Genomic DNA, 17861 nt, shown 5'->3' with positions numbered 1-17861 from the left:
CTAAAATTTAATTTCAATTCCTCCATTAATAACCCGTTGTACAGGGTAAGGTTGTGAGCCCCCGCTTAAGCTGCGTTGGTCACTTTCAGGATCAAAATCCTTGAGGTCAGGACTATAGGTCAAGAGGTTATACCCATTTACGTACAATCTGGTTCCCTTACTTCCGAATTTATCACAAAGGTCCTGTGGTAAATTATATCCTAGTTCTAAAGTTTTAAGTCTTAAATAGTCCGATTTACGAAGAAAGTAGGTGTTCCTATTGTTCCTCCAGTATTCGGAGTCCCTATTGTGCGCCCTTGGGCCCGGTGCATCTGGGTTATCGGGTGTCCATCTGTTATCGTAGTAATCCTTAAGGAAATTACCGATCAGACCAGACTCGGTAGAAATATACCTGACCGCACCTGCAGCCCCTTGAAAAAGCATGGAAAAATCGAATTGTTTGTAATTCAAGGCCAAATTCAAGCCACCTGAAAAGCGAGGGATGTTATTTTTTTCGTCCCTAACCCTATCCAAGCCATTGATTACCCCATCTTCATTCACATCCTTGAAAATAATATCACCAGGTCGTGCCCCTTCCCAATGCGGAGTGGCATCTACTTCGGCTTGGTCGTTAAAAATACCTTCGGACACGTAATACAGGTCTTGGTCTATATCTTCGGGAACCGTAGGAATAGGCTTCCCTGTAGATTGCTGCCATTCAGGTCTTCCCGGGGACTCATCCCAAAAGGTGATCTTGTTTTTTGCATATCCTCCGTTTAGGCCTACGCTATAGCCCAAGTCGTTGATGTTTCCACGATAGCTCAAATTGAAGTCGAAACCTTGGTTGGTAACCTTTCCGATATTCTCCCTAGGTAAATTGATACCCGCCGAAGTCGGTACGGATGCATTCCTCCACCATAATATATCGGACCTTCTATAGTCGAAAAAGGTCAAGTCGAAGTAGAGTTTCTTATCTAAGAAATACGACTCTATACCTATATCGAATTGATTGGCAACTTCCCATGAAACGTTTTCATTTGGGATTCTTTCTTCAAATAGGAGTTTGTACGATTCGTTGACCCCAAAATTGTAGATAAAATCGCTATAGCCATACGAAGCCAAATACTGCCATTCGCCAATTCGGTCGTTTCCTGTTTGTCCGTAGGAAGTCCTTATTTTAAACTCATCGACAAAAGACAGGTTCTCTTTCCAAAACTTCTCTTCCGACATCCTCCATCCTAAGGAAACCCCTGGAAAAAAGCCAAATCTGTTTTCCTCGGGAAAAATATAGGAGCCATCGTATCTCCATACGAATTCAAAAAGCAACTTCTCCTTAAAATTGTAATTCAACCTACCGAAGTAGTTTAATCTTGCACTTTCGTAAGACCCACCGGTATTGTCCTTATCCTGGTCCCCTCCCGCGAACAATTCTGGGGTGGTACTCGAAACATAATGACGCCTAAAGGCATTAAAATTGCCCCCTTTGTCTTCCCTTGATTCAACCCCACCAAGAAGTTTGATATTATGTATCTCGTTAAAGGTTGTCTCGTAGTTCATGACGGCATTGGTGAGGAGCGATTGTTTCTCGGCACTATACTGTGTCAATCTCGGGTCATTGAACGGAACCATGGCCGAATTTAGAATAGGCTTGTCGTTCGCATCATAACTCACTTGGTCCCATGAATTTACTTCCCATGGTGTTTCGAAGCGTTTTCTGTTTTCGAAGGATTTATCAAAATTCGTGCTTAAGTTAAGTGAAAGCCCTTCGATCCACGGAATTTTAAAATTCAACTTAAAACTACTGTTCAGTGAGTAGTTTTTTGTTTCATCGAAGCCCGCGGCACCTGTACTTATGGTTACCGGGTTTTGACCTCCAAGGATGTCGGGACCGGGACTACCATCGGGCCAGACTGCAGGAATGTTCGGATTACCCACGGTGGTAGTTCTAAATATGGCACCAAAACCCTGTGTAGGGGAATTTGTATCGGCAAATCTTCCATAGAGGTCTACGCCCCAAGAAATATTATCGGAAAATTTCCCATCGATATTGGTCCTGAAATCGTATTGTTTATAATTACTTACACTATTGCGATAATAGGCGTCTTGAAACTTATATCCACCGGAAATGAAATAGTTGACATACTCACCTCCACCTGATATTTGACCATTTACATTTTTCTGACCCGACCAGGGTTTTAAAACTTCATCAAACCAGTCCGTATTCGGGTAAAGCCATGAGTCAGAGTTGGAAGAAAACATGGCAATTTCTTCATCGGAATAACGCGGCGATCGACCGGCATAAATATCGATTTCACTTTGCAATCTAGCATATTCGGAGCCGTTGGCCATTTCAGGAATCCTTGTTGGCTGATTAAACCCCTGATTATAATTGAAGGTCAAAGACGGCTTGCCCAATCTACCCCTTTTTGTTTTGACCAATATGACCCCATTGGCCGCTTGAGAACCATAGATTGCCGCGGAAACATCTTTCAGTACCGTGATGCTTTCTATGGAATTTGGGTCGATCCTTGACAACGAACGCCCGGGAACACCGTCAACAACGACCAAGGCGGAATTATCCCCTAAGGTATTGGAGCCCCTGATTCTAATAACGGTATCATCGGCACCCGGCTCACCACTTCTTTGAACCGTAGTTACCCCTGCCATTCTTCCCCCTAGGGCCTGACTGACGTTGGTTGTTGGTGATTTCAGTACTTCCTCGCCTTTTAAATTGCTAATGGCCCCGGTAAGGGTAACTTTCTTTTGCGTTCCGTAACCTACTACTACCACTTCTTCCAAGCCGGCGGCGCTCTCTTTTAATTGTACGTTGATGTTCGCCTGCCCTTCGGCCGACACCTCCATTGTAGAGAAACCGATATAGGAAATCACCAAGGTGGCATTTTCATCGGCCAATTCAATCGAGAAATTACCATCAAAATCAGCGGTTACCCCGTTGGTCGTGCCTTTTTCTACAATATTTGCCCCCGGTAGCGGGTTTCCGTCTTCATCGGTAACCATTCCCGAAACCGAAAACTGATCTATAACCGGCAAGGACTGTCCCGTTAAGGGAAGTACGACCGGTTTTTTTATGGGGATTTTGGCTTTTTTTAGAATAATCTGCTTGTGCAAGACCTCAAATCGAATATTGGTCCCCTCAAAGAGTTCGTTCAAAATAGTAGAAATCAACTTCTTCTTTACTTTTATCGATACTTCCCGATAAAGGTCAACGTCTTTTCTGTTTAGCAGAAACTTATAGTCACTGAGCTGTTCTATCTCTTGAATGACCTCTTGCACCGTAGCATCGGGCATATCAAGCGATATTTTTTTGGATTGGGAATACGTATTGGCCTGTATTTGAAACAAGGATATTATCGTAAGAAGCACGGTAAGTTTCATCTTCAAGCTTAATTTTAACGTGCATACGCACACACCCCTTGAGTTAAAGAGTTTTTTCATAATTTTACGGTGTTAATTGGTTTAATTTAGTTTAGACCACTTTAAGCTAATCGGGAAATGTGTCCGCATTTTCCGATTTTTTTTGCCCCAATGGTCTTTTGGTCATTTTTACTCTATGATCACTTCATTGTCTATTATTTTATAGGTTATGGCATAACTTTTACTAAACGACTGCAGTATTTGATCGATCGATTCAATGTCAAAGGTGGCATCGAACAATTGCTCATCGAGATTTTTGTTCCCGTTATGAATCTTGATGTTGTATTTTCTTTCTAGGGTCTGGCGTATCTGTCGAAAAGAACTATTCCTAAAAATCAGCTTTCCTTGGATCCATGCCGTGTATACCCTAGTATTCACTTTTTCTATGGAAATCTCGGTGTCGCCCTTATTCATTTCCGCCTTAAATCCCGGCTCAAGAGGCACAGCTTCTCCACTAAGGCTTCCTTTATTGTGTAGCTCCACGGCCCCTTCAACAAGTACGGTGTTGATACTTGAGTCTTCGAGATAATGGGAAACGTTGAATTTTGTACCCAACACCTTTACGTTCATTTCATCGGCATTGACCACAAAGGGGTGGCCATCATCCTTGGTTACCTCAAAATAGGCCTCCCCTTCCAAGAAAACCGTTCGATCCCTGTCTTTATGAAATGTAACCGGGTAACGCATGGTAGTCCCTGAATTTAAAAATACACGGGTGCCGTCAGATAAAACAAGATCGAACCTTTTGCCATAGGGCACATGTAAGGTATTATAGACTAATTCTTTGGAGTTGGGGTTCCCCGTGTAAATCAGTTTTCCCTTGTCTTGATTTCCTACCACATTGCCCTTGGCATCCTTAACCTTTCCTTTTCTGTTGGGGTCCAAAGATTCTACCGTACCATTGTCCATGGTTATGGTTATCTGGGCTTCGCCCGGAACAAGGGCCTCGTTTTTCTTTTTGCCGAAGAAATCGATTTGGTACAAATAGCCAATAGTCAAGAACAAAACGGCCACAGCGGCATATTTGAACATATTTTGAAACCGCGCACCAGAGGTCTTCCGTTTATCACGTTTGATTTCCTCTAAAAGCTTTTTCTTTATCTTGTCCGTATCCGGTTCGTTCATAGCCAACATTGTTTCAAAATATATTTTAACATATGCCTCAAAGCGTGATTCGTTCTCGCTCACGAGAATCCAATCGGACAGAAAGTCCAGATCATCAGCACTTGCTTCGTTGGTCAGATATTTTAAAATACGGTTTTCCGTTTCTGGAAGTATCACATTTATGCCTTTTCTATTAGTAATGACAAAGCAAATTCACAATACCCTAATTATTTTGTAATTTTTTTTACATATTTGTAATAATTCCCCCTTAAGACCATGACCAACCTTAATATTTTATGAATAACGAAAAGGATATATTTTTAATTGAGCGATTAAAAAACGGAGAAGAAGAAGCTTTCATTTATTTGGTCGACCATTACAACAGACGCTTGTATGGATATGCCTTGACCTTAACCAACAATCATGCTTTGGCAGAAGATATATTGCAAAATGTATTTTTAAGGACCTGGGAGCAGCGCAAAAAAATAAGTATTACGGCCTCTTTACAGAATTACCTTTTCAAATCGGTACATAACGAGTTTATCAACCAATACAAAAAGAAGCGCTCAACAATGGTGTTGGAGCAGAAGTACTTCAATGCTTTGGAAAAAGCTACGGCCGCCCATGACGATATTTCCTTGGAAGGGGTGATTTCAAAAATTAAAAGGGAAATAGAAAACCTTCCTCCCAAATGTAAGGAAGTATTCTTGCTCAGCAGAAATGAAGGATTGACCAATCTAGAGATTGCCCACCATCTCAACGTTTCCATAAAGACGGTCGAGGCCCAGATTACCAAAGCCTTTTCTACCCTGAGAAAGGAGCTCGCGACCGAATACAAAAGTATGTTCTTTATTCTATACCCAGTGACAAGGCCTAACTAAAACCCTAAGGGCTATTTTACATAGTTGACCCTATACCTCCAATTACTGATAGCCCCGAGAATCACGGCTCCGAGAGCAATGTACCATACGTAATCGGGTGTTATGGCCGCGGCACCACTCTGTCCGTAACTGTGCAGTCCGACCAAATAGTAGTTCACCCCAAAGTAGGTCATCATAATACTACCGAAGGCTATAACACTTAAAAAATTAAAGGTCCATTTGCTGCGCAAACCGGGTACCAGGCGTGCATGAAGTACAAAAGCGTACACCATAATCGAAATCAGTGCCCAGGTCTCCTTGGGGTCCCAACCCCAATATCGCCCCCAACTTTCATTGGCCCACTGCCCCCCAAGGAAGTTCCCTATGGTCAACATGACCAAACCTACCGTCATCGACAATTCGTTAATTATGGTCAATTCCTTAATATTCAACTCCATTGCCGCCTTGTTCTTCTTGTTCGTAAAAATCATAAGAATCAAGGAGACCAAACCTAGAATCATGGCTACGGAAAGCGGTCCATAGCTCGCCACAATAACCGCAACGTGTACCATTAGCCAATAACTATCCAGTACGGGAACCAAATTGGAAATTGCAGGGTCGACCCAATTCAAGTGGGCTATGGTCAATAGCATACTCGCAACAAAAGCCGATGCAGCGATAGTCATATCACTTTTCCTCGCAAAAAGTAGTCCCATCCCCATGGTTGCCCACGATACATACAGAATACTCTCATAGGCATCACTCCATGGTGCATGTCCTGAAATATACCAACGCAATATTAACCCTGCCGTATGCCACAGGAACAGAATAAAAATCGTTCCCTTAAAAAAGTAAACGGTGGCGCGCCAGATGGAACGGTCTTTAAAGATCTGGAAAATCAACACAAAGAACATCAACACTCCTACCATGGCATATAAGCGGTAGAGGTAGTTAAAAATATCGAGCTTATTGTACACCACTTCTGTATTGATCTTGGCCTGTGAGGGCAAGACTTCCGCACCGTGGTTCAATTGGTTCTGTTTAAAGGCCTCCAAAAGCTTATCGGCATCAGTGTAATCACCTGTTTCCTTGGCTTTGCGCAAGGTCATTAGGTAGTAGGGAAGTGAATTCTTTATAAAATTGGCATAAAGGGAATCGGAAACCTGGTATTGGCCTCCCCTAAATTCCACGGCCGAAATCCATTTGTTGTTCTCGTCGTTCAACAAGGGGAAGATCTTTACGATCCTACCACTTAAGGCCTGGTCTAAAAGGCTCAAACGGATATTGGCCTCTTTAAGGTCCTTGTCGAACTGATTTGGAATATTGGTCGCGGTAGCCTGTCTCAAAAAGGGCTCCAATTTGTAATTTCCCTTTTCATCAAAGAAATCGGTAGCCTTGGCGTGGGTCTGACCTTCCGGAATACCGATTACGTGCCTTATACTATCGTTCTTTCCTTTTTTGTCGACCGCTAAAAACTGGGCGTTATACCATGCGGCAGGGCGCAACATCATCGATAAGAATACCTGGTCGGCATTCATATCCTTATAAATATCGTCTAAACTAAGTTTTCGAAGCAACTCCGATGAAAATGTATTGATCGGCTTCATTCGCCCGCCATCGTCTTGGATCACCAGTTTTCCGAATTTTTCGGCATGGTCTTTAGATACGATGGTCGTACGCAACACTGAATCGATCTGTTGCTGTGTAGGTGCGGAACTGTTATGGTCGTGACCGTCATCGGCGGTATGTTCTTGGGCGTTGACGTTCAATAACATTCCCAGAACAAGAATACCGGTAAGTTTGGCCTTCTTGCCCTTGAGCTTTTCCAACGATGCCCCTAAATCCTTAAAGCGTGTTTTTCCAAAGAACATAATCCCCATAAGTCCGATATAAAGTAAGAAGTATCCCAAGTAAGTGATGCCGGTTCCCCATTGGTCATGATTGACCGATAAGACCGTTCCCTTTTCATCGGGATGGAAACTCGACTGAAAGAAGCGGTAGCCCCTGTGGTCTAAAATATGGTTCATATAGATACTATAGTCGAACGGACGGTCATCTTCTACGGTCACCTTGCTCATAAAAGATTTGTAGCCCTGTTCCGTTCCGGGGTATTTTTCAGCTATAAAATCGTTGAGTTTAATACTGAAGGGCAATTCGTAAATTTTAGAGCCATAACTAAGCTTAAAGTCAAGACCGCCCAAACTTATCTTATCGGTAAAATCGGCACTACCCCTACCTCCCAATAATTTTTGCCTGGTTTTTTCACCGTTGACATTAATTTCAACGACCAAGGCATCCATGGTAGCATCGGTCACTTCCTCCTTAGGCACTTTAACTACGCCATACTTGCCTTTTACTACCGGTTCGGGAATAACAAACTGCATACCCGCCGTATTGTACAAGGAGCGCAATTGCAGTTCTTGTAAACTATCTTTTGCCACTTGGCCCTGAAACTGGTCGGCCATACGCATAAAGCTCGCGTCAAAAGCGGATTTGATCTTATATTCGCCCTTATCCTCAAAAATGTTGATAGCGCCATCGGTTTCTTTGTTCAAGGCGAAAAGTACGCCATGAATGCTCGTAACCGTTCCGCTTTCCAAGAAATGCTCGTGACGCTGGCCATCTCCGGCCTCAACGATCTTTAAATAGGTTTTTCCGTTTTCATCGGGAACCAATCCTTGTTTGGCCCCTTTGATAAAATCTACATATGAAATGGTAAAAGGAATCCCTTTGAAGTCCGATTTCCAGGGTAAATTCGATTTTAGTCCCTCAGGCGTAACAATGATATCTTCTTGAAGCGTTTTTCTTTGGAACTCCTTTTTCTCTTCACCATCTACCTCTACTTCGACCTCACCTTCAACATGGGCCGTTAGATAGGTCTTATCGGAATAGAATATTTTTTCAGAATTCCCCTCACGTATGGGCATTACCCCTTCATAACTGATATATCGGGTAACGAAAGCCCCTATGATAATGAATATCCATGAAAGGTGAAGTACCAAGACCGCCCATTTTTCCCACCTCAAAAGACGGTAGCGAAACATGTTCCCGATAAAATTGATGACAAAAAAGACCATGATCGCCTCAAACCACCACGCGTTATATATCCAGATCCTAGCCGTTTCAGTGCTATATTTACTTTCGACGAAAGTGCCTAGCCCCATTGCTATCGCAAAGACTATAAAAAGAACGGACATCAAGCGAGTGGAGAAAAAGAATTTTTTGAGCATGTTCATCGTCAGCAGCTGAATTGGTTTTCAGCACGCAAAAATACGCCCTTTTTATTATTTACAGGAAAATTGACAGCCCTAAAGTCTTGACAATACTGTTAATTATAAGTGAAAATTTTATGAAGTCTTTTTGAAAAAAAGAAGTCCATTTCAAAAATATAAAACCTTGGGGCCTCTTTTTACGAATCGCTTATCTTACAAAAAACTCCCCGTTCCATTTGCAATGTTCAAGCTATCCGGCGAAAGCATATTTTTCAAAGGAACAAAGCCTTCTATACGTAAATATATGCTTATTTTCGCCCCATGATCAAGCTTAGTATTTTAGGTACCGGCAATGTGGCCACTCACTTATTCAAGGCTTTTTTACAGGCCGACGGCGTAAAGGTCGTAGAAGTTGTCGGCCGGAACGAAGAAGCCCTATCCAAGTTTGCAACACAGGTCCAAACGTCTTCCGATTTTTCGGTACTAGCGGACGCCGATATTTATATTATCGCAGTAAGTGACAACTCCATAAAAACTGTATCAGAGCTTCTTACGGATAAAAATAAATTGGTGGCGCACACCTCCGGAAGCACCCCCATGGAAGAACTTTCGCGACACAAAAGAAGCGGGGTCTTTTATCCTTTACAGACTTTTAGTTCGTCCAATCCGGTCGATTTTAGCAAGGTGCCGATTTGTGTAGAGGCCAAAAACGAGGAAGATTTAAACCTATTAAAGGAACTCGGGGCCCGCATCTCCGAAAGTGTGTATGAGATAGGGACCGAAGAGCGAAGAAGCCTTCACTTGGCCGCCGTTTTTGTAAACAATTTTACCAATCACCTATACCATATAGGCGCACAAATTTGCGAAGAGAACAAGGTTCCATTTAAAATTCTGGCCCCCCTCATTCAGGAAACCGCAAAAAAAATAGAGACCCTTTCACCTTACGCCGCGCAGACCGGACCGGCCAGGCGAAACGACTCCAAAACGATCACGAAGCATTTAGAACAAATAAAAAATCCCGAGTTCAAAACAGTTTATGAACTCCTGAGCAAATCAATACAAACAACTTATGGAAAAGAGCTATAAAGAGTACCTTAAAGATATAGATACCTTTATTTTTGATGTTGACGGTGTATTTACCGATAGCACCTTAGTGATAACCACCGATGGCGAAATGCTGCGACGCATGAGTGTCAAAGACGGTTACGCCGTAAAGACCGCCCTGAAAAAAGGTTATAAGATCTGCGTTATCTCCGGAGGTACCAACGAAGGGGTACGTAAGCGTCTGCAAGCCTTGGGAGTCACCGACATCTATTTGGGGGCCCACCATAAAATGGAGGTATTGGAAGAGTACATGGACATTCACGGCATCGATACGAGTACCCTGTTGTACATGGGCGATGACATTCCCGACATCCCCCCCATGCAAAGGGTAGCCCTCCCAACATGCCCTCAAAACGCGGTGCCCGAAGTAAAGGCGATATCAATGTACGTTTCCCATAAAAATGGCGGCGAAGGTTGTGTCAGGGACGTCATTGAACAAGTACTGAAAGTAAAGGGCGATTGGGCCGGCAATTTTAGCGCAGCAAACGATTGATTATGCTAGACCTGAAACACCACACCCTGATATTGGCCAGCGGTTCCCCTAGAAGACATCAATTTTTAAAGGAAATGGGACTCCCCTTCGAGGTCCGGCTCAAATCGGTCGACGAGGTGTATCCCCCTGAGTTAAAGGGAAGCGAAATCAGCGATTATTTGGCCCAACTAAAAGCCAGTGCCTTTAAAGGCTCCTTGGCCCCTGGGGAAATACTGCTTACCTCCGACACCGTAGTTTGGCACAAGGGCGTATCATTGGCCAAGGCAGCCGATGCCCAAGAAGCTTTTGAGATGCTCAAGGCCCTTTCCGGTGATTGGCACGAAGTCATTACCTCGGTCTGTTTTACCACTTCCAGCTCGCAAAAAGTTGTCCACCAGGTGACACAGGTGAAGTTCAGGGAACTATCCGACGAGGAAATCAAATACTATATCAACACCTACAAGCCCTTTGATAAGGCCGGGGCATATGGCATTCAAGAATGGATAGGCCTAACAGGCATTGAAGAGATAAAAGGATCGTACCCCAATGTAGTAGGACTCCCTACCCAATTGGTATACAAAACGTTAATTGAAATGGTCAAGTAGTTCTTTTTGATTATTTTTAAACAAAACTACTATCCTATGAAAACTGCAATACCGAAAGGCTTATTGACCATACTTCTTGCCCTATGGGTTTCATCTGTCCAATCTTGTAAGGAAACCAATAAAAATGAGGAACAAGCTATGGCCCTTCATTCCGAAAAGGCCCAGAAGCTCCCCAAAAAATCCCTCTCGGAAGAATTTAAAGCCTATTGGTACGCCGGTGATGCCGAGATTACATCCTATAAACTAGAACTGGCTCGTTATGGCGAAATCAGAGATGGCAAATCGGTCCTTATATATGTCACCGAGCCTTTCTTGAAAGAAAAGCAAGTGAAAGCGGACGAAAACCATCCTGACAATATCCCCGTACTAAAACTCAACGCGACCAAAAAATACCTTACGGGCATCTACCCCTACTCTATAATGACGAGTACCTTTTATCCGGTACACGATAACGACCATGCAGTCAAGGTTTCATTTTCGGCACAAGAGTGGTGCGGACAGGTATATGCTCAGCTGAATAATCGGGAACAATTTGATATTACATCGCATTCCTATTTCGAAAGCGAGGCCGACCAAGACTTCAAACTAGAGAAAACCATACTTGAAAACGAGCTTTGGAACAAAATCCGGATCTCTCCTGAAAGTTTACCTACGGGAGATTTGACCATTATCCCCTCGTTGGAATATATTCGCTTGTCCCACAAAGAATTAAAACCATATAAGTCAACTACCAGTCTAAGTAGCAAAGACGGCATTTCCACTTACGAAATAGCCTATCCCGAGCTAGAAAGAAGCTTAAAAATCAATTTTACGACCGCTTTTCCGCATAGTATCGAAAGCTGGTCCGATACCTTTTCGAGCGGTTTTGGCAAGAACGCAAAAATTATGACTTCTACGGCTACGAAAATCAGCACATTAAAAACGCCCTATTGGCGACAAAACGGAAATAAGCATATATCTTTGCGCGATAGTTTAGGCCTATAGTTAGTGCTATGCAAGAATTTCTTTTTTCCTACAGACACGAATTGATCGGAACCGTCATTACCTTTGGCCTGCTGATCATTCTAAAATTTATAACCGATAAGACTATTCGTAAAATCGGCAGGATCAGTGATATTGTCGAGGCAAGAACCCTGTTGATCACCAAATATGCATCCACCTTATGGACTGTAATCGGTTTTGGTGTCATCTCATTTATTTGGGGCGTTAACTTTAGGGAAGTAGGCCTCGTATTTTCTTCGGTATTTGCGGTTATAGGGGTGGCCCTATTCGCCAGTTGGTCTATTTTGAGCAATATAACGGCAGGTGTCATCTTATTTTTCTCCTTCCCGTTTAAAATTGGCGATCGAGTGAAGATCATGGATAAGGACATGGAAATTGAAGAACCTTTTTTAATAGAGGATATAAGGGCTTTTCATGTGAGTTTACGAAAGAAAAATGGCGAACTCCTCATCTATCCGAACAACCTGATGATGCAAAAAGCGGTTACGCTTATCTATAATTCGGAGGACGATCCTGACGGTAGTGAGGAAGCCTAGTGCCCTAGAGGATTCTTTAGTGCAACAAGAGGGAAATCTATTTTGTTAAAGAAGTTTTAAAAAAGCAGTCGAGCCCTTTAAACTTTCTATCTTTGGTATGGTGCCACCTCTACTAAATAGTGGCTTCTACCGAACAAAAACCAACTTTATGCGCTATTTTCTAGTATTCTTTACAGGAATACTTTTATCATCGTCCCTGGTCGTTGCACAAAAACCCGAGCAACGGTCCTCTTCCGAAATATACCATTCTCTGGAAAAATTAAACTTTTTGGGTACCGCGCTTTATATAGCGGCCCACCCCGATGATGAGAATACCCGTTTGATTTCCTATCTCTCGAACAAGCTTAAGGCTCGTACGGGATATCTTTCGTTGACGAGGGGCGACGGAGGCCAGAATTTGATCGGTTCGGAACTTCGTGAGCTGTTAGGGGTCTTACGTACACAAGAACTTTTGGCGGCGCGGCGCATTGACGGCGGGGAACAGTTTTTTTCGAGGGCCAATGATTTCGGCTACTCCAAACACCCTGATGAAACCTTAAAAATATGGAATAAGGAAGCCGTATTGGGCGATGTTGTCTGGGCTATCAGAAAATTCAAACCCGATGTGATCATTAACCGTTTCGATCATAGGAGTCCCGGTACCACACATGGGCACCATACCTCTTCCGCCATGTTGAGTTTTGAGGCCTTTGACCTCGCTAATGACAAGAATGCCTATAGCGATCAATTAGAACTCACCGAAACTTGGCAACCCAAAAGGTTGTTTTTCAACACTTCGTGGTGGTTTTATGGCAGCGAGGAAAAATTCAAAAAAGCGGACAAGTCCAACATGGCCCATTTAGACATTGGCACCTACTACCCTATTTTAGGAAAATCGAATAACGAGATCGCCGCTTTGGCGAGTAGCCAACACTTGTGCCAAGGCTTTGGCCGATTATCACAAAGAGGCTCAGAAAACGAATATATAGAGTTGTTGAAAGGAACGATGCCGAAAAATTCGGGCGATATTTTCGAAGGTATCGACACCTCTTGGTCTCGCGTATCGGGTGGTAAAGCCGTTGGGGATATTTTGTATGAAGTGGAAAGGAACTTTGACTTCACCGACCCATCAAAACATCTGCCCCAATTGGTGGCTGCATACGACTTGCTTCAAAAAGTAGACGACCCTTATTGGAGGAAGCTTAAGACAGAGGAATTAAAAGACATCATTGCCGATATAAGCGGCCTATACCTCGAAGCTTCAGCGGAAACGGCTTTGGCCAATCCAGGAGGAAAGGTTAAAGTAAACATTGAAGCCGTTAATCGTAGTTCCGTGCAAATGAAGTTAAAAAATATATCTATTTCTTCTTCAGATGCCCGTATTGCCCCTTCCATCCCCTTAGCGAACAATAAAAAGGAAACTTTTGAAATCGAATTGCAGATTCCAAAGACCACAGAATTCACCAGTCCGTATTGGTTAAAGGAAAAAGGGAGTTTGGGCATGTACAAGGTAGGCGACCAAAAACTTATCGGCAAGCCCGAAACCCCACGCGCCTTTGTGGCCAAGTTCGAAATTGAACTAAGCGGTCGCACCATAGCATTTGAACGCCCCGTTATACACCATTATGCAAAACCTGACAAGGGAGAGCTATTTCAGCCCTTTGAAGTGCTGCCCGAAGCTACCGCCCGATTTAACGACAAAGTCTTGATCTTTGCGGATGGCAAGTCTAAAAACATACCGGTGACCATCAGGGCCCATGCCGATAATATCAAAGGCGAGCTAGAACTGCAGCATTCGAAGGGATGGAAGGTAGATGTGGCATCGCAAGCCTTTGAAATTGCCAAAAAAGGCGACGAGCAAACCCTTGTTTTCACATTGACCCCACCGGAAAACGAAGATGAAAGTTATATTTCACCGATCATAAAATTAAACGGGAAGCAAATCTCCAAGGAATTGGTGACCATAGCCTACGACCATGTTCCTACCCAGTCGGTATTGCTACCTTCAGAAGCCAAGGTCGTACGTTTGAACATTAAAAAATCGGGGCAACATATCGGCTATATTGTAGGGGCCGGCGATGAAGTTCCCGAAAGTTTGAGACAAATTGGTTACATTGTACACATTATTGAGCCCAATACGATTACTAAGGGCTCCTTAGACAAGTACGATGCAATCGTTGTAGGCATTCGGGCCTATAACGTGGTAGAGGAACTGAAATTCAAACAGCGTTATCTTTTCGACTACGTTGAAAACGGAGGTAATCTGATCGTTCAGTACAATACGGCCAGCAGACGAGGTAAGCAACTTGAAAATTTGGCGCCCTACCCCATCACCTTATCCCGTGATAGGGTAACGGATGAAAATTCAGAAGTAAAGATATTGGCCAAAAAACACGCACTTATGAATTACCCGAATACGATCGGCCAAAGTGATTTTGAGGGATGGGTACAGGAACGCGGACTTTATTTTCCAAATGAATGGTCCAAGGAGTTTACACCTGTTCTCTCTATGCACGACAAGGGGGAATCCCCGAAAAAGGGAAGCCTTTTGGTGACACCTTACGGAAAAGGGAACTATATCTATACCGGATTGAGTTTCTTTAGGGAATTGCCCGCCGGTGTGCCAGGGGCCTATAAGTTGTTCGCCAATATGCTTTCTTTAGAAAAGAACGTACAACCCACCAAATTGAATTAAATACTATGTTAGACAAGTTCGATTGGAAAAAGGAATATTCGCTAGTACTCATACTGAACATCGTATACGTGCTGATTTTTTGCTATTTAATGACCGCTTTTACGTAAATGGGAACATTAGACTGGATTATTTTATCGAGTACACTGCTGTTCATTGTGGCCTACGGCGTCTATAAGACCCGTGGCAGCAAAAACGTGAACGATTATGTCGGTGGTGGGAAGGATGCCAAATGGTGGACCATAGGTCTGTCCGTTATGGCCACCCAGGCCAGTGCCATTACATTTTTATCTACGCCAGGGCAAGCCTTTCACGATGGTATGGGCTTCGTTCAATTCTATTTCGGACTCCCCTTGGCGATGATCATCATATGTTTGGTCTTCGTGCCTATATATCACAGGCTGAAGGTATATACCGCCTATGAATTTTTAGAGAATCGATTTGATTTAAAAACACGCTCCTTAGCGGCCATTCTATTTCTGATCCAACGCGGCTTGGCGGCGGGTATCACTATTTTCGCGCCCTCCATCATTCTTTCTGCCGTGCTCGGATGGGACTTACGCACCCTTAACATCATTATCGGGGTGCTCGTTATCATTTATACCGTTTCCGGAGGAACCAAAGCGGTAAGCGTTACCCAAAAGCAACAGATGTTCATCATCATGACGGGTATGTTCATCACGTTCTTCTTTATCCTCGGTTACCTGCCCGCCGATATCAACTTCGGAAAGGCCCTTAAAATAGCCGGTGCCAGTAATAAATTGGACATTGTGGACTTCAGCTTTGATACCAAAAGCAGATATACCTTTTGGAGTGGCATTACTGGAGGACTCTTTTTGGCCTTGTCGTACTTCGGAACCGACCAAAGCCAAGTACAGCGTTACCTTTCAGGAAAATCATTGCGCGAAAGTCAACTAGGGTTAGTCTTTAACGGTATTCTAAAAATACCTATGCAGTTCTTTATCCTTTTGGTGGGGGTTATGGTATTTGTATTCTACCAATACAATCCCTCCCCCTTGAATTTCAACCCTGCGGCTACCGAAGCGGTTATGAATTCTGAATACGCCGACGACTATAGCATTCTACAAAAGGGACAAGAGCGTTTGGAAGAAGAAAAGAAAATGGCCCAACACAAATTTTCTGCGGCCCTTGAATTAAAGGAATACAGCGTGGTCGAAGAGGCCAAATTGCAAATCATCAGCCTTAACACCAAAGACAGTACCAATCGCGCCGCGGCCCGAGCCCTGATCAAACAGGCCGATGACATCGTCGAAACCAATGACAAGGATTACGTTTTTATCCATTTTATCCTTAACAACCTACCTAAAGGACTCATAGGTTTACTCCTCGCCGTCATTCTTTCGGCGGCCATGTCTTCAACGGCATCGGAGCTGAACGCCCTAGGTACCATAACGGCCCTTGACCTATACAAAAGGAATGCGAAGGCCGACTTGGGCGAGGCCCATTACGTAAAGGTCACCAAGGGATTCACCCTGCTATGGGGAATCATAGCCATATTCATTGCCAGTATCGCCAACCTTTTTGACAACTTGATCCAACTGGTGAATATTATCGGCTCCATCTTTTACGGTAACGTACTTGGTATTTTTCTATTGGCCTTTTTCTTTAAGTTCGTAAAGGGCAACGCCGTATTTTTTGCCGCCCTGTTGACCCAACTTATAATTTTCGTACTCTTCTATAACCTTATCTATATCTACCCTACCGGGGAAGAAAAACTAGGCTATTTATGGTTGAACTTCATAGGTGCGGGCATGGTAATTCTAATGGCCCTTGTCTTTGAAGGCTTCGACCGCTTACTGAAGAAACCGCCGATAGAATCCTCCAATACATAGATACTAGGGAATACGACTTGCTTTGTATTTTCACAAGCCATAAAAAAATCCCGGTTCCGTTAAGGAGCCGGGATTTTTTATAGCTTATAAAGTAAAGGATTGTTTAGCGCTTCCACTCTTCGATTGATTCGGTATTCATTTTAACGTAATCATCGTTACCTGCTTCCTTCGCTTTTTTCAAGGATTTTTTAGCGGTTTTGATAGCTGCCTTTTTATCCCCTGACTTAGCTTGGATAAGCGACTGCTGACGCAATTGCCAAAACGCAGGCTCTTCGATCATTGACATGGCCTTGTCCATCCACTCGGAAGCCTTTTTAATGTCTTTTCCTTCACTTGAATAATACACGGCCGCTCCATAGTAATCATCGGCCTTAGGGCTTCCTGCCATAGTCTTTTCGATACTTGCCATTACCTTGCTGTCGGTTGGAAACTCAACAGGCACGGCCACATAGGTTCTTTCCCACATCAATCCTAAATTTGCGGTGTTGGTACCCAAGTCGTCCCAAGTAATCGTAAAAGTTTCGATATCGACAGGCAATTGATACACCTGCGCCGTAGTTTTTGCGGCTACCTTGCTATCATCCCATTCTTTAGGTGTTCCCCCTCCATCGGCTTCCGTATAGAAGAAAACTTCCCAAGAGGTTTTTCCTGGTTTTGTGTAAAGGGCATAAGAACCCGCCTTGAGCTCTTGTCCGTCTACTTTTACGTCGTCGCTAAAGGTGACTTTGGTTCGGGCATTGGCACCGGTTCTCCAAAGTTTACCGTACTCCAAAAGTCCTCCAAAAATCGTCCTTCCACGCATAGAAGGCCTTGAATATTCAACGGTTACCTCGGTCAAACCGACGGTCTGCTGCAACTTAGAGGCCGGGCTCGGTGCCGGCGTCGCAATCTGGGCCTGCATTGTAACAGAAGCAAGCATTACACTCGCTAAGAATAGAATTTTTTTCATTTTGAATTAATTTTTAGATTTTTACAAATCTAAATATAAACCCCTCCTAATCTGTTAACAAACTCTTAAATAAAGCCGA

General features: G+C 43.5%; 12 protein-coding genes. 8 read left to right on the top strand and 4 right to left on the bottom strand.

Going from position 1 to position 17861, the window contains the following annotated elements; genetic code table 11:
• A complete protein-coding gene (locus tag B4Q04_RS07865) occupies positions 1–3375 on the bottom strand; it encodes a SusC/RagA family TonB-linked outer membrane protein (protein ID WP_201723385.1) in 3375 nt (1124 codons plus the stop codon).
• A 168-nt stretch (positions 3376–3543) separates the two neighbouring features.
• The gene (locus tag B4Q04_RS07860; protein WP_088696492.1) at positions 3544–4695 is read right to left on the bottom strand and encodes a FecR family protein; all 1152 of its coding nucleotides are present in this window, start codon (positions 4693–4695) and stop codon (positions 3544–3546) included.
• A gap of 119 nt (positions 4696–4814) precedes the next feature.
• On the opposite strand from B4Q04_RS07860, the gene B4Q04_RS07855 reads away from it, so the two are divergent.
• Complete coding sequence (locus B4Q04_RS07855) at positions 4815–5399, top strand: RNA polymerase sigma factor (protein ID WP_088696491.1); 585 nt, start codon at positions 4815–4817, stop codon at positions 5397–5399.
• 11 nt (positions 5400–5410) lie between these two features.
• Here the strand turns inward: B4Q04_RS07855 and ccsA are convergent, their stop codons facing one another.
• Positions 5411–8614 (bottom strand): cytochrome c biogenesis protein CcsA, encoded by a 3204-nt coding sequence (gene ccsA, locus B4Q04_RS07850; RefSeq protein WP_013995311.1) that lies wholly within the window; start codon positions 8612–8614, stop codon positions 5411–5413.
• A gap of 297 nt (positions 8615–8911) precedes the next feature.
• Here ccsA and B4Q04_RS07845 point away from each other — a divergent pair, with 297 nt between their 5' ends.
• From B4Q04_RS07845 to B4Q04_RS07815, 7 genes are all read left to right on the top strand, one after another.
• On the top strand, positions 8912–9676 hold the full coding sequence (locus B4Q04_RS07845; protein WP_088696490.1) for a Rossmann-like and DUF2520 domain-containing protein: 765 nt from the start codon (positions 8912–8914) through the stop codon (positions 9674–9676).
• Positions 9660–10187: a KdsC family phosphatase gene (locus B4Q04_RS07840; RefSeq protein WP_013995309.1), complete on the top strand. Its 528-nt coding sequence runs from the start codon at positions 9660–9662 to the stop codon at positions 10185–10187. The genes B4Q04_RS07845 and B4Q04_RS07840 overlap by 17 nt, the downstream gene beginning before the upstream one ends.
• Before the next feature lie 2 nt (positions 10188–10189).
• Complete coding sequence (locus B4Q04_RS07835) at positions 10190–10771, top strand: Maf-like protein (protein ID WP_013995308.1); 582 nt, start codon at positions 10190–10192, stop codon at positions 10769–10771.
• A gap of 36 nt (positions 10772–10807) precedes the next feature.
• Positions 10808–11755 (top strand): septum formation inhibitor Maf, encoded by a 948-nt coding sequence (locus tag B4Q04_RS07830; protein WP_088696489.1) that lies wholly within the window; start codon positions 10808–10810, stop codon positions 11753–11755.
• An 8-nt stretch (positions 11756–11763) separates the two neighbouring features.
• Positions 11764–12309 carry a mechanosensitive ion channel family protein gene (locus B4Q04_RS07825; RefSeq protein WP_013995306.1) on the top strand — a complete coding sequence of 182 codons (546 nt, stop codon included), beginning with the start codon at positions 11764–11766 and terminating at the stop codon, positions 12307–12309.
• Between the two features lie 148 nt (positions 12310–12457).
• Complete coding sequence (locus B4Q04_RS07820) at positions 12458–14983, top strand: PIG-L family deacetylase (RefSeq protein ID WP_088696791.1); 2526 nt, start codon at positions 12458–12460, stop codon at positions 14981–14983.
• Between the two features lie 107 nt (positions 14984–15090).
• Positions 15091–16833: a sodium:solute symporter gene (locus tag B4Q04_RS07815; protein WP_013995303.1), complete on the top strand. Its 1743-nt coding sequence runs from the start codon at positions 15091–15093 to the stop codon at positions 16831–16833.
• Positions 16834–16936: 103 nt separating this feature from the next.
• Here B4Q04_RS07815 and B4Q04_RS07810 read toward each other — a convergent pair whose 3' ends face one another.
• Positions 16937–17782 (bottom strand): DUF2911 domain-containing protein, encoded by an 846-nt coding sequence (locus tag B4Q04_RS07810; RefSeq protein WP_013995302.1) that lies wholly within the window; start codon positions 17780–17782, stop codon positions 16937–16939.
• Positions 17783–17861 lie beyond the last annotated feature (79 nt).

It is taken from the genome of Zobellia sp. OII3 (assembly GCF_002211465.1).
Taxonomy (GTDB): domain Bacteria; phylum Bacteroidota; class Bacteroidia; order Flavobacteriales; family Flavobacteriaceae; genus Zobellia; species Zobellia galactanivorans.
This window is presented reverse-complemented; position numbering and strand designations above follow the sequence as displayed.